Annotated in this window: 13 protein-coding genes; 8 read left to right on the top strand and 5 right to left on the bottom strand. The window is 71.5% G+C overall.

Annotated elements, in window-relative coordinates; translation table 11 throughout:
• Positions 1–3: 3 nt before the first annotated feature.
• Both QLQ12_RS27160 and QLQ12_RS27155 read right to left on the bottom strand, forming a co-directional pair.
• The gene (locus tag QLQ12_RS27160; RefSeq protein ID WP_282763339.1) at positions 4–540 is read right to left on the bottom strand and encodes a GNAT family N-acetyltransferase; all 537 of its coding nucleotides are present in this window, start codon (positions 538–540) and stop codon (positions 4–6) included.
• 72 nt (positions 541–612) lie between these two features.
• Positions 613–1,371, bottom strand: a complete 759-nt coding sequence (locus QLQ12_RS27155; RefSeq protein WP_282763337.1) for an SDR family NAD(P)-dependent oxidoreductase — start codon at positions 1,369–1,371, stop codon at positions 613–615.
• A 76-nt stretch (positions 1,372–1,447) separates the two neighbouring features.
• Here QLQ12_RS27155 and QLQ12_RS27150 point away from each other — a divergent pair, with 76 nt between their 5' ends.
• The 6 genes from QLQ12_RS27150 (at position 1,448) to QLQ12_RS27125 (ending at position 9,945) form a co-directional block, all read left to right on the top strand.
• The gene (locus tag QLQ12_RS27150) at positions 1,448–1,897 is read left to right on the top strand and encodes a MarR family winged helix-turn-helix transcriptional regulator (protein WP_282763335.1); all 450 of its coding nucleotides are present in this window, start codon (positions 1,448–1,450) and stop codon (positions 1,895–1,897) included.
• 36 nt (positions 1,898–1,933) lie between these two features.
• Complete coding sequence (locus QLQ12_RS27145; protein WP_282763333.1) at positions 1,934–2,812, top strand: hypothetical protein; 879 nt, start codon at positions 1,934–1,936, stop codon at positions 2,810–2,812.
• Positions 2,813–2,889: 77 nt separating this feature from the next.
• Positions 2,890–3,561, top strand: coding sequence for a DUF998 domain-containing protein (locus QLQ12_RS27140; RefSeq protein ID WP_282763331.1), 672 nt, complete (start codon positions 2,890–2,892; stop codon positions 3,559–3,561).
• Between the two features lie 55 nt (positions 3,562–3,616).
• Positions 3,617–6,949, top strand: coding sequence for an NACHT and WD40 repeat domain-containing protein (locus tag QLQ12_RS27135; protein ID WP_282763328.1), 3,333 nt, complete (start codon positions 3,617–3,619; stop codon positions 6,947–6,949).
• A 104-nt stretch (positions 6,950–7,053) separates the two neighbouring features.
• Complete coding sequence (locus QLQ12_RS27130; protein WP_282763326.1) at positions 7,054–8,622, top strand: serine/threonine-protein kinase; 1,569 nt, start codon at positions 7,054–7,056, stop codon at positions 8,620–8,622.
• A gap of 48 nt (positions 8,623–8,670) precedes the next feature.
• Positions 8,671–9,945: an alpha/beta hydrolase gene (locus tag QLQ12_RS27125; RefSeq protein ID WP_282763324.1), complete on the top strand. Its 1,275-nt coding sequence runs from the start codon at positions 8,671–8,673 to the stop codon at positions 9,943–9,945.
• Here QLQ12_RS27125 and QLQ12_RS27120 read toward each other — a convergent pair.
• Both QLQ12_RS27120 and QLQ12_RS27115 read right to left on the bottom strand, forming a co-directional pair.
• On the bottom strand, positions 9,926–10,594 hold the full coding sequence (locus tag QLQ12_RS27120; RefSeq protein WP_282763322.1) for an HAD family hydrolase: 669 nt from the start codon (positions 10,592–10,594) through the stop codon (positions 9,926–9,928). The genes QLQ12_RS27125 and QLQ12_RS27120 overlap by 20 nt on opposite strands.
• A 26-nt stretch (positions 10,595–10,620) precedes the next feature.
• Complete coding sequence (locus QLQ12_RS27115) at positions 10,621–10,995, bottom strand: PH domain-containing protein (RefSeq protein WP_282763320.1); 375 nt, start codon at positions 10,993–10,995, stop codon at positions 10,621–10,623.
• A gap of 72 nt (positions 10,996–11,067) precedes the next feature.
• On the opposite strand from QLQ12_RS27115, the gene QLQ12_RS27110 reads away from it, so the two are divergent.
• A complete protein-coding gene (locus tag QLQ12_RS27110; RefSeq protein ID WP_282763319.1) occupies positions 11,068–11,523 on the top strand; it encodes a MarR family transcriptional regulator in 456 nt (151 codons plus the stop codon).
• A gap of 34 nt (positions 11,524–11,557) precedes the next feature.
• The gene (locus tag QLQ12_RS27105; RefSeq protein ID WP_282763317.1) at positions 11,558–12,331 is read left to right on the top strand and encodes an ArsR/SmtB family transcription factor; all 774 of its coding nucleotides are present in this window, start codon (positions 11,558–11,560) and stop codon (positions 12,329–12,331) included.
• A gap of 172 nt (positions 12,332–12,503) precedes the next feature.
• Here the strand turns inward: QLQ12_RS27105 and QLQ12_RS27100 are convergent, their stop codons facing one another.
• The gene (locus tag QLQ12_RS27100) at positions 12,504–12,677 is read right to left on the bottom strand and encodes a hypothetical protein (RefSeq protein WP_282763316.1); all 174 of its coding nucleotides are present in this window, start codon (positions 12,675–12,677) and stop codon (positions 12,504–12,506) included.
• Positions 12,678–12,736: the final 59 nt, after the last annotated feature.

The following is a 12,736-nucleotide window of genomic DNA, read 5'->3' as shown; positions in this document are numbered from 1 at the left end:
CGGTCAGCGGACGGTGATCGCCTTCCGCATCCGGACGAGGGGGACCGGTGCGCCGCCGGACGCGTCGGTGAGATGCTCCACCGGTGCGAAGCCCGCCGCCTCGTAGAGCGGACGGCCGGACAACGTCGCCATGAGTTCGAGCGTCCGGAAACCCTCCGCCCGGGCGGCCGCTTCGCAGAGCGAGAGGATCCGCCGGCCGACGCCGCGACGGGCGAAGTCGGGGTGGGTGTACATGGCGCGTACCTTCGCGGGGTCGACCGCCGGATCGAGCAGGGCCGCGTCCCGCCCGGCCGAGTGGTCCCCGCCGTACAGGGTGGCGCGGCGGCTCCAACCGCCGCATCCGGCGACCCGTCCCTCCGCCTCGATGACGAAGTAGGTGCCGTCGTCGACGAGCCGCGTGTCGATGCCCATGATCGCCCGGCTGGAGGCGATCTGCCCGGCGTCGAGGAACCCTTTCTGCAGTTCCGCGATGGCCGCCTCGACCACGGTCGCCAGTGCCGGGAGGTCGCCGCGGGTGGCGAGCCGGTGCGTGAAGGTCATTGCTCCTCCTGTTCGGCGCTCCAGACTCGCACACCGATGTCACCGGCGGATCGAGCACGTCCGCCGATGCGCTCACCGGACGAGTTCGCGGCCTCCGGCCAGTGACAGGGTCTGACCGTTGACGTGCCCGTTCGCCTGTGAGGTGAGGTAGGTGATGGCCGAGGCGACGTCGTCGGGGGTGCAGATGCGTCCCGTCGGGGTCTTCGCCGACTCGTCGGCGATGGCCTTCGGGCCGAGGAACGGGGCGTTCAAAGCCTTGTCGGTGAGGGTGAAGCCGGGACGCACCACATTGGTGAGGATGCCGTGGCGCGCCTCCCGGACGGCGACGACCCGGGCCGCGGTCTCCAGCGCCCCTTTGGCGGTCGCATAGGCGAGTGGGCCGGCCATGGGCTGCTCGACGATGTCGGTGGAGACTACGACGACGCGTCCCCACCCGGCGGCGCGCATGGCCGGCAGGGCAGCGTCGATCATGGCGGCCGGCCCGACGGTGTTCGCGGTGAGCGAGGCGGTGAGGCCGTCGATCTCGCCCTGGTCGAAGGACGGCCACTGCACGGCGTTGGCCACCAGGACGGTGACCGGCCCGATCGCCTCGGTGGCCTGTCGCAGGACGTCTCCGGCCGTGGCGGGATGCCGCAGATCCCAGTGGACGGCGAACGCCCGGCCGCCCTCCCGGGTGATCGTGCCGACGACGTCGGTGGCGCCGGCGTGGTTGGTGTGCCAGGTCACGGCGACGGCGGCGCCTTCGGCGGCGAGCCGGAGCGCTGTCGCCCGGCCGATGGCGCCCGAGGCGCCGGTGACGAGAGCGGTTCGGGTCGCGAGGCCCATGTCCATGACAGCTCCTTAGTCGGCTATATATTAGCCGACTATGTATATATGGGTGGCGCTCGTCAACCCCTAGACTGCGCCAGTGGACTTCGAGGAGGTGCTGGCGGCCAACAAGGCGCTGGTGAAGGTGGCCCGGCTCTACCGGACCGCGCAGGCCGACCTGCTCGGCGCCCTCGGTCTGCACCCTGGCCAGGACGTGTTGCTGTGGACGCTCGGGCGGCAACCCGACGGCATGCTGATCAACGAGATCGCCACCAGGCTCGGCGTCGAGCAGCCCACCGTGACCCGCAGCTTGAGCCGTCTCGAGGCCGGTGGCTGGTTCCTGCGGGAACCCGTGCCGGGCGACCGACGTGCCACCCGCATCACCATGACCGACAAGGGCCGCTCGATCATCCCCGAGATCGAGGCGGCATGGCGGGCGCTCGCCGAGACCGCGACGGCCGGCCTGACGCCTGAACAGCGGACGGTGCTGGTCGATCTGCTGGAGAAGGTGCGTGGCAACCTGCTCACCGTCGCCGGTGAGCGGGACTGAAGCCGCGCGAGGCGTACCATCCTGCCGGGTAATCTCATGCGGGTGAGAAGTCGTCGTTTCGCTCTGGTGCGGGCGGATCTCGAGCACGCGGTCTGCCCGCTGCCTGAGGACGTCGCCGGCATCGTGGGGGAGCGGGAATCGGTCACGGTCGTGCTCGACCACCGGGCGCTGGGGATCACCCATCTCCGGGGGACGTTCGAGTCCACGCCCGCGCGGGATCCGGGGTGGCGGCTGAGCGGCATCAACTGGCCCGAGGACGTCCGCCCCGGCGTGCTCGTCACCGTCGCCTGGAAATCCGCCGAGGACTACGTTCTGGTCCGGACGGCGGTGCTGGACGAGCCGATCCGGGTGGACGGCGTCGACTACTTCCACGAGTACGACCCCAAGGTGATCACCCGGGAGTTCGATCCGGGCGTCTCCAACCGCGGCCAGGTCCTCAACGCCGTCCGCCGGCTCGGCCGGGTCTTCGACGACGGCAGCGCGGTCTTCCCCGAAGCCGAACTGCCCGCCCACTGTGGGCTGGGCCGCGGCAAGAAGGGCCTCTTCCTGCTGCGCAACGCCGTCGACCAACTGCTCCGCGAGGGGTACGTCACCCGGGTCACCGGAAGCACCGGTCCGGCCGGCGAACTCAACTACCCGGCCGTCGACGGCGAGGAGACCCTCGAACTGCTGTTCTACGCCCCGCTCGTGGAGGAGGCCGCGTTCCCCGGCGAGTCCGGCGAGCACGGGCGCGGCGACGGCGGGGAGCGCCGCGACCACTGGGTGAACGGGTTCGTCCGCCGGCTGCCGCCCGGCGCGCACGCCTCGAAGAAGCAGCTCACCCTGCACCAGCAGGCGATCGAGAAGGAGCAGTTCGACGGTTTCACCCTGGAGCCGGGCTACACCTTCGTGAAGAAGCACCACCGCGGCGGGTAGGCGACCTCCACGATGTCTCGCGCCGGGCCGCGTACCGGCTCGGAGGCGTTCACAGGATGATCGTGCACCCTTGCGGGATGAAGGTCCTCGCGGGTCTGGGCTCCGCATGCGTGCTGCTCTCGTTGTCGCTGTTCGCGTGGCTGCACGTGCTGGCGCCCTCCGCCGAGATGGACTGGACGCGCCGCACCATCAGCCAGTACGCGCTGATGCCCGAGGGCTGGGCCTTCGACACCGCGACACTGCTGCTCGCCGCCGGGTCCGCCGCGATCCTGGCCGCGCTGCTCCGCGCCGGCGTCCTGACCCGGGGCGCGGCGATCGCGCTGGCCCTGTGGGTGGCCGGCCTGGTCGGCGTGGTCTGGTTCGAGAAGCACAACTGGCAGGTCGGCCCGTCAGCGAGCGGCGACATCCACCGGGTCGCGAGCGTGGTCGCCTTCCTGAGCCTGCCGGTGGCCGCGCTGCTCGCCGCCGCGCCGGGGCGGCGGGAAGGCGGGCCGGTCAGGTGGGTGGCGATCGGCGGGGTGGTTTCGCTGCTCTGCTTCATGCCCATCTTGTGGGCGGTCGCGTCCGAGCCGTGGACGGGGGTCCGCTGGTGGCGAGCCATCCCGCTCGGCGGCGTCGAGCGCCTGCTGGGTCTGGCCGAGGTGACGACGGTCCTGCTGATGGCGTGGTGGGCGGCCAGCGCCTCCCGCTACCGCCGGAGCGGCCCGGGTGTGCCGCGTCGCCGGGATCAGACGGAGACCGCCGGCTGATTCCGCCGCCCCCGGCCCGCCCCGGAACTTCCGGCTTTCGGGACATAATACTCAAGTGAGACGTCCGAGACTCGGCGCGAGCGGCATCGTCGTGGCGGTGGCGGTGGCCGGCCTCGCCGCGGTGATCGCCTTCCTGGCCGCCGAGGGACGCGCGAACGCCGATCAGTGGTCCAGTTCGTTCAGCTTCGTGCTCGCCTATGTCTGTCTGGCCGCGACGGTGGTCGGCTGGGTGGCCAACCGCGCGGAGTCCCCCGCGAGTGCCGCCGAGGTCGCCGACAGCCTGCGCACGACGGTGCGCCGTCAGTGGTGCGACGAGGCGCAGGCCCGTGACCTGCAATCGCCGCGGCCGCTGCGCCTGCGCTGGCATCCCACCCGGCGGCCCGTGGTGGCGGCCACCCGCTCTGCCAGGAGCCGGGACGCGCCGTCCGGAGAACTCCTGCAGGACGACGATGACGCCCGTCCCGCCGCCGTCGCGCTTGCCGAGACCATCACGGCACGGCATTCCCGGCAGTTCGTCATCCTCGGCCGCAAGGGCGGCGGGAAGACGACTCTGGCGATGTTGTACGTCCTGGCGGCGACCGAATCCGCGAGTCCCGGTCATCCTGTGCCCGTCATGCTGTCCGTCGCCGGCTGGGATCCTGACAACCCCATCGAGGACTGGGTCGAGAGCCGCATCGTCGAGGACTACCCGGCGTTCGGCGCCACACGCACCAGACCCACCCTGCGTGCGCTGATCCGCGACGGCGGCGTGACGGCGGTGCTGGACGGGCTGGACGAGATCCCCGCCGCACTGCTGCCCGAGGCGTTGCGCAAGCTCGACCGTGCCGCCGGCGCCGGCATGCGCTCGCTGGTGACCTGCCGCATCGGCGAATTCCAGGCCGCGGTCGATGAGGCCGGTGTGCTCTCGCACGCCGAGGTCGTGGAGATCGAGCCCATCACCGTCGAGGACGCCGCGTATTTCCTCACCCAGCGGGAGGTCGCGGAGTCCCAGCGCTGGGCGCCGGTGCTCGCGGAGATGCGCGACCGTCCCGGCAGCGCTGTAGCGACGTCGCTCGACACGCCCCTGATGGTCTCCCTGGCCCGACAGGTCTTCGAGTCGCCGGGTTCCCGGCCGGTCGAGTTGACCGACCTGGGATCGGCGGCGGAGATTCAGCGGCGCCTGCTGGACCGCTTCCTTCCGAGCGTCTACGGCGGAAAGAGGCCGGCGGCCCGGGCCGCGCGCCACCTGTCGTTCCTCTCGCATCACCTCCGGGAAGTGGTCCGCGACCCGAACCTGCGCTGGTGGGAGCTTTCTAGAGCGGTGCCTTCGGCAGTGCTCACCGCCGGCATCGTCCTGGTGTCGACGACGACCTTCTTCCTGCTGGGAGTGATCCTGGCCGCCGTTGACCGGGACGGCTTTTCGACGTTCGGTGAGCGGCTCACGACATGGGGCGGCGGGGGCGCCGCCATCGGTGGTGTCCTGGGCATCTGCGCGGGACTTCATGCCGGCCGGATCTCACGTGCCCGGCGACGTCCAGGGCTGGCCCGGTCGGTCGCCGGCGACCTGGGCACGATGGTGTTCCTGCTGTGCCTGGCCGGCGCCGCCGCAGGGACGCTCCTGATGATCGATTACTACACCTCCCGCCCTGCGGCCTACGTGCTGAGCTCCCAGATCCGGGACGTATTCGACTACTGGTTCGGCCGGCCACGCGGGAGGCTGGAATTCGGCCTGAGCGTTCTCGTCCTCGTCGGCGTCGTCACCCTCACGAACGGCCTGGGTTTCGGGCTCGGCGGGGCTCCGCGCCGGGCGGCGCCACGAGGCCGGACCGTGCTGCCCAGCCTGGTGTTCGGCCTGGGTGTGGGTTCGCTCTTCGGACTGATCATCACGGTCGTCTACTGGTCAGCCGGGGATCAGTCGCTGACCGCCTGGCCGGGCGTGGTGTCGGCGGCGGGTTTCGGTATCCCCGTGGCCCTGGGGAGGTGGCTGAACGCCCCGGGCGAGACGGGACGGGCTCCTTCGCCGGAAAGCGTTCTCGTGGCTGACCGGGCCGCGTTGGTGGTGAGCGCCGTGGTGGTGGCCGGGTCGGTCCAGTTCGTGGCTCTTCCGCTCCTGGTGCTCTGGGCGCCCATCGACATCACCATGGCATGGCTGATCACCTCCTGCTGTGCCGTCGCGGTCTTCGTCGTGGTGCTCCTCGGCTCCGGCGCCTCGTGGGTCTCCTACACGGCGGCACGGCTGTGGTTGGCCCTGCGCGGCAGGCTTCCGTGGCGGCTGTTCCGCTTCCTGGCCCACGCACGGGACGCCGGTGTGCTCCGCCAGGCTGGACCCGCCTTCCAGATCCGGCACGATCTGATTCGCGACCACCTGGCGGATCAGTGGCCCGTCCGTGCCCGGCCGGCCGAGCGGCGGCGCTCGTCCGGCTGGGCGCGCCGCCACCGGCGAGTCGTGATCGCCGGGATCGCCCTGGTGATGGCCACCCTGTTCCCGGCAGCGGTCGCGTTCGTCGAGGCCCATCCACCCGTGCCGGCCGCCGTCTACGACGCCGGCGGCCTGAGCGGTGACGTGACGGCACTGGCCGTCGGCTCCGATGGCGGGGCACTCGCCGCGGCGGGCATCGACTACGGCGCCACCGGCGTCTCGTGGAGCCTCATGCGCTGGGAGCCGGGCAGCCGTCGCGGACTTCTGCGCGGCGGTACAACGGCCGAGTTGATCCGCGATCTGCGGATCGATCCGACAGGAGTCGTCGCTTCCGCCGATATCGGGGGATATGTGATCTACGACGAGCGCGGCCGGCGCCGGAGCCCCTTCTCCCCGCGCATCGATGGCGTCGACTTCACGGCGGACAAGATCATTACGGGGGACGAGCACGGCGAGCTGCAAGCCTGGCCGGTGGAGGACGACGGCCCGCCGGTCGCGTTGCGTCATGTCGGCGACGTGACCGACCTCAGTGTCAGCGCGGAGGCCGACGTCGTCGCCACCGCTTCCGGAAGCGGCGTGCGGGTGTGGAATCTGAGGACGGGTTCCGTGCGGATCCTTGCCGCCGCGCCGCAATCCATTCCATCGATCGACCTCAGCGCCGACGGCGCCACGCTGGCGGTGGTGGACGTCGACGGCGACGCTGCCGTGTGGCGACTCGGCGAGGGCGGGTACCAGCAGATCCGGAGCTTCCCGGGCGAGGGGTACGGGTCGGTGGTCTCGCCGGACGGAGGATTGCTGGCCACGCGGCCCGATGACGGTGGGCTCCGGCTGCGGGACACCGCCACCGGGCGCGTGGTGGCCGCGTTGCCGCGCACCGCCTGCGTCGTGTCAGCGGTCGCCTTCGACCGGTCCGGCTCCCGGCTCGCCACCGGCTGCGGGCGAGAAGTCAAGGTGTGGTCGGTCCCCGACCTGATCGCGAGCCAGGGGTGACGCCGGGATTCGCGAGCGTGCTCCGGCCGTACCGAATCGAAGTTTTTTGATCCTCTGCCGCGCCCGGGCTGCGATCCGGCGATGATCGCGGCAGACTGGCCGGAATGAGCGTCGCCGGCGAGGGTTTCGAAGCGGGTCTGGTTCTGGGTGGACGCTACCGTCTGCTGGCGCCGATCGGCGCCGGTGGGATGGCGGTGGTCTGGCAGGCCCACGACGGCGTGCTGGGCCGTGCGGTCGCCGTGAAGATGGTGGCGCCGTCGCAGGCCGGTGATGCCGGGTCGCGGGAGCGGATCCGCCATGAGGCGCGGGCGGCGGCCGCGCTGTCGCACCCGAACATCGCGCAGGTGCACGACTACGGCGAGATGGATCGTGCCGGCCGGCCGGTTCCCTACGTGGTGATGGAGCTGGTGCCGGGCGGGACGCTGCTGGCCCGGCTGAGGGCGGGCCCGCTGGCTCCACGGTTCGCGATGCGGACCGGTGCGGAGATCGCCGCGGCGCTGGCCGCCGCGCACGCCGAAGGGCTGGTGCACCGCGACATCAAGCCCGGCAACGTGATGCTCGCGCCGACCGGGGCGAAGGTGGTGGACTTCGGCATCGCCGCCGCGGTGACGCCCGTCGGGGCGGCCCCCCGCGACGGCGACACCGGCGACGAGCTGCTGGGCACGCCCGCCTACCTGGCGCCGGAGCGGCTGGTGGGCGACGCGGTGGTGCCGGCCTCCGACGTGTACGCCCTCGGCGTCGTGCTGTATCGGATGCTGACCGGCCGGTCGCCGTGGAGCAGCGAGGACACCCGGCAGATGCTGGAGGCGCATCTCTACGTGCCGCCGGCGCCGCTGCGGCCGGTCGCGGACGTGCCGGACTACGTGGTCGATCTCTGCAACCGCTGCCTGGCCAAGGATCCGGCGCAGCGGCCGCGCGCCGAGGAGATCGCCGAGATGCTGGCACTGGGCGCCGGGGTGCGGGTGGTGACCGACGAGCCGCACGCGCCGGTGGCCGCCGAGGGGGAGCCGTCGGTGCTGGTCCGTCCGGCGCGCCGGCCCGGCGCCCCGAGCACGGCGGAGGAGCGGCCCGAGCGCAAGCGGCTACCGGTCCGGCTCGCCGCGGCGGGGATCCTGCTGCTCGGGGCCGGCGCCGGGGCCTGGGTGCTGTCGGGCGGTCCGGAGCAGGCCGGCGCCGACGGACCGGTCGTCGGCGTGTCGCCCGCCTCCGCGCCGGCGTCCCCGGCCGCGCGGACGCAGAGCAGGGGTGCGACGGCCCGGCCGGGCGGCGGCACGAAACCGGCCGCGTCGGGACCCGCGCCGGGCGGCCGCACGCCGCCGGTCGTGACCGGATCGCAGCCGGCCCCGCCGGCGCCCGGCGCCACGACCACGGTTCCGGCGGCCCCCGATCCCGTGACGCCCCCTCCCGCGGCGACCACGGCCACCGCCACGGCGACCACCGAGCCCGCCCCTGCCGAGCGGACCCTGTCGTCGGCCGGCGGGACCGTGGTGGCGACCTGTCCCACGGCCGGGACCGCGCGGCTGCTCTCGTGGAAGCCGACGAGCCCGTACAAGGTGGCGTCCGCCGAATCCGGCCCGGCCACCTCTCCCGCGGTCACGTTCAAGCACGGCAACAGGTTGGTCACCATGACGGTTACCTGCAGCGGAGGAGTCCCCTCGGCCTCGGTGGCATGATAATCGCACTCTTCGTGCAATAATCATGACGGTCTATCGGGAGGGTCGATGGGGATTACTCGCCGAAGTGTGATCGTGCTGCCCGCCGGGGCCGTGCTCGCCGCGGGCGGTCCCGCCGCCGCGAGCCGCCGCCGGCCGCCGCGCCCGGTCATCTTCATCCACGGCAGCGCCGGGTCCGCGATGCAGTTCCGGGTCCAGGCCAAGAGACTGGCAAGCAACGGATATCCGATCGAGATCATCGAGGCGCACGAGTACGACTCGCCGAACATCGTCACGATCCTGCAGCAGGTGTACGCGGGCCTCGACGCCCGCATCACGCGGCTGCTCGCCGGCACCGGCGCCGATCGTGTCGACCTGCTCGCGCACTCGCTCGGCACCTATGTCACCCAGGGCTACCTCAACAGCTCACCGGAGCGGGCGGCCCGGGTCGCCCACTACGTCAACCTCGACGGCCGGCCCGCGCCCGCGCCGCCCGGCGGTGTGCCCACGCTCGCCATCTGGGGTGAGGGCGACCCGGCACGGGCCGTCGCCGGGGCGGCCAACGTGTACCTCCCGGAGCAGTCGCACACCCAGACCGTGTCGTCGGCGGAGTCGTTCCAGGAGATCCACCGGTTCCTGCGCGGGCGCGAACCCCATACCACCGAGGTCCGTGTGGCGAGGGTCGCGAACGTCTCGGGCCGGGCGGTCCTGTTCCCCAGCAACGCCGGCGTGACCGAAGCCTCCCTGGAGATCTACCGGGTGCACCGGGTGAGCGGCCGTCGCCAGGGCCCGCCGCGCCGGGTGGCGGTCCGGGGCGACGGCGGGTTCGGGCCGGTCCCGCTGTCGCCACACGACCGACACGAGTTCGCGCTGCTGCGCGCCGGGCAGTCCACCCACCACTTCTACTTCGAGCCGTTCCGGCGCTCCGACTCGTTCGTGCGCCTGCTGACCAGCCGCCCCGGTGAGGGCCTCGGCGCCCTGGTCGACACCAGCGACCGGCACACCGCGCTCACCTTCGGGCGGCAGAAGGAGTGGTGGGGCGGCGAGGGCGACCACCTGTGGGTCAACGGGCAGGACATCCTGAACCCGGCGACCGCACCGCACGCCCGCCGGGTGATCGGCGTGTTCGCGTTCGACGACGGCAGCGACGCGATCAGCGACCTGTCCCGGCCGCTGCCCGAGTTCGCCGCGCAGACCTTCATCACCGGAGTGGACCTGTTCATCCCCGCCTCGGCGAAGGGCGCCGTCTCCGTGCTGACGAAGGAGCGCGGCGGCGGCTACACCTCGCTGAACGTGCCGGCCTGGCCGTCCAGCGCGCACCGGGTCAGCCTGGAGTTCGACTGAGCTCCTCCACCACGGTCACCACCTCGGGAAAGGTTTCGACGGCGGCGGTCACATAGCGGCCGTCGAAGTCCTCGAGGCGCCGGACGCCGCTCTGCAGGCAGGCTATGAACGCCATGCCCGCGCCCCCGGCCGCGATCGCGTCACCGGGCGAGTCGCCGACGTAGACACACTGCGCCGGCGACAACCCGGTGTGCGCGAGCAACTCGTCGAACACCCGGGGGTCGGGTTTGCCGCACCGGGTGCTCTCGCGGTGCCAGACGCCGCTCACCCGGGTCGCCAGCACATGATCCGGCTCCAGCATGTGCCTGACCTCCCGCCCGGCGCGGGAGGTCAGCAGCATGACCGCCCGGCCGGTCAGGATCAGGTCGTCCAGAGCCGCCACGTTCTCCGGCGGGATCACGTCGAGGCGGCCCTCGGCGACGTACCGCTGCATGCTCGTCATGAACAGCTCGGCGAACCGGTCCAGATCCAGGCCGGGTGACCGTTGGGGCATCGCCTCCAGGAGCACCTCGCCCCAGGTGGACAGGTGCACCTCGCGTGGCATCGGCGGCCGGCCCATCGTGGCCAGGACCTCGTTCTCCAGCTCGAACGAGGACGCCTCGGTCATGCACAACGTGTCATCGACGTCGATGATCACAGCCTTGATCATGGATCTCTCGTTTCTCCGATCTCGTTTCAGAGGACGAAGCCGGCGATCATCTGCCCCAGCTGCCGGATGTCCGAACTGGCCTTGAACTCCAGCCGCACCTTGCCGAGACCACTGAACCACAGCTCCAACTCGGCGTCCCGGTCGAAGTTCCCGGCCGTCTCGATCGAGAAGGCCTGGATCCTGTTGTACGGCAGCGACGTGAAATCCACTTTCTTACCGGTCATGCCCTGCACGTTCGCGGCGATCAGCCGCTTGTTCGTGAACGACACCGAGTCACGCGTCGTCTTGAACGCGGCGATCAGTTGCTCGCCCGGGATCAGCAGCGGCGCGAGCTGCTTGTACACCGAAGCGGGATCGCACGGGGTGAGCTTGAAGACGGAGGGGCTGGAGAAATCGATCACGGACCCACGGTAGTCCGGCCCGGCCAGTCGCCGTCTTGATCTCAACCTCGCTTGAGGTTCTACCGTCGGCGCATGACACTCGAACACCTCTCCGACAGCGAACTGGCCGGGCAGCCGGCCGCCTACTGGACCGGCCTCGCCTATGAGGCGCTGATCGCCTTCACCCGGGCGCGGCAGGTGGAGGCGGGATTCACCCAGCCGCAGTTCTGGCTGTTGCGCAACCTGTCGGCGCACGATCTCTCACCCGACGGCCGGGGCCGGGACATTCCCGCGCTGCGGGAGGCGATGAGCGGCTATCTGCGGGCCGAGGACGACCTGGAGGCCGAGGCCGCCGTGGCGGAGGAGCGAGGGTGGCTCCGGCGGGACGCCGAAGGACGTTGGTGGATCACCGAGGCGGGCGAGGCCGCGCGCCTCGACATGAAGCGGCACGCCCCGGCGATCCGTGCCCGGATCCACGATGGCATCGACGACGCCGACTATGTGACGGCCCTCAAGGTGCTCCGCCGGATGATGGCGAACGTTGCTTGACATTATGCAGTCTGCAGACTGCATAATGCTGGTTATGGACGATGTCTTCCGGGCGCTCGCCGACCCGACCCGGCGCCGGCTGCTCGACAGTCTGCGCCGGGAGAACGGCCAGACACTGGGCCGGCTGTGCGGCAGCCTCGACATGACCCGGCAGTCCGTCACCCAGCACCTCGCCGTGCTGGAGCAGGCCAATCTGATCAGCACCGTCCGGCGCGGCCGGGAGAAATGGCACTACCTCAACCCGGTCCCCATCCACGACATGCGGCAGCGATGGATCGCCCCGTTCGAGGAGCCCCGGATGCGGACTCTCGACGCGATCCGGCGACAGGCGGAGGAGCCTTCGATGAAACCCGAGTTCGTGTACGTGACCTACATCCACGCCACACCCGCACGAGTGTGGGAGGCGCTGATCGACGCCGACCTGACCGGCCGGTACTGGGGCCACAGCAACGTCTCCGACTGGCGGCCCGGCTCCCCGTGGGAGCACCGGCGCACCGACGGCTCCGGGATCGCCGACGCCGGTGGTGTCGTCCTCGAGGTCGACCCGCCGACCCGGCTCGTCATGACGTTCGGCGACGCGGGCTCGACGGCCGGTCCCGACGCGTCCACGGTCACCTTCCTGATCGAACCGCACCACGACATCGTCCGGCTCACCGTGACCCAGGTGAACCTGCGGTCCGACGACGACCTGGCCGCGGTCTCGCTCGGCTGGCCCGCGGTCATGGCCAACCTCAAGTCCCTCCTGGAGACCGGCCACGTGCTCCCGCAGGCGCCCTGGGAAGTGCCGGTCAGCGAGCCGGCGCCCTGAACCGCCGATGTCCGCTTCGCGGGGCCGAAAGGCGGAATCCGGCGGCGGCCTTCGCGAGGCCGCCGCCGTTCTTTCATCCGGTACGGCCACCGAACCCTGACCCGTGGCTACCAGGCGACGTCCGCGCCGCTCACGGCCGCCGGGCGCCGCCGGGCTGCTGCGCGGCCCAGGGCTACGACCGCTGGATGTCCGCCCGCTTGCCACCGGTGGCCCAGCTGCTCTGCTTCTGCTCGCTGGACGGGTGCCGTGGCAGCTCGGCGACCTCGTCGTCCTGTTCCCGGAACGCCTCGGCCAGCTTGTCGCCGTGGATCTTCTTGGGCTCCTGTGGTGTGTGCGTCTCTCCCATACCTCTATCGTCAGCCCGCTCCGGCCGCGATGAGGCCGCTTTCGCCCAGCCGCGTCCCC

It is taken from the genome of Actinoplanes sandaracinus, assembly GCF_030009775.1.
Taxonomy (GTDB): Bacteria; Actinomycetota; Actinomycetes; order Mycobacteriales; family Micromonosporaceae; genus Actinoplanes; species Actinoplanes sandaracinus.
This window is presented reverse-complemented; position numbering and strand designations above follow the sequence as displayed.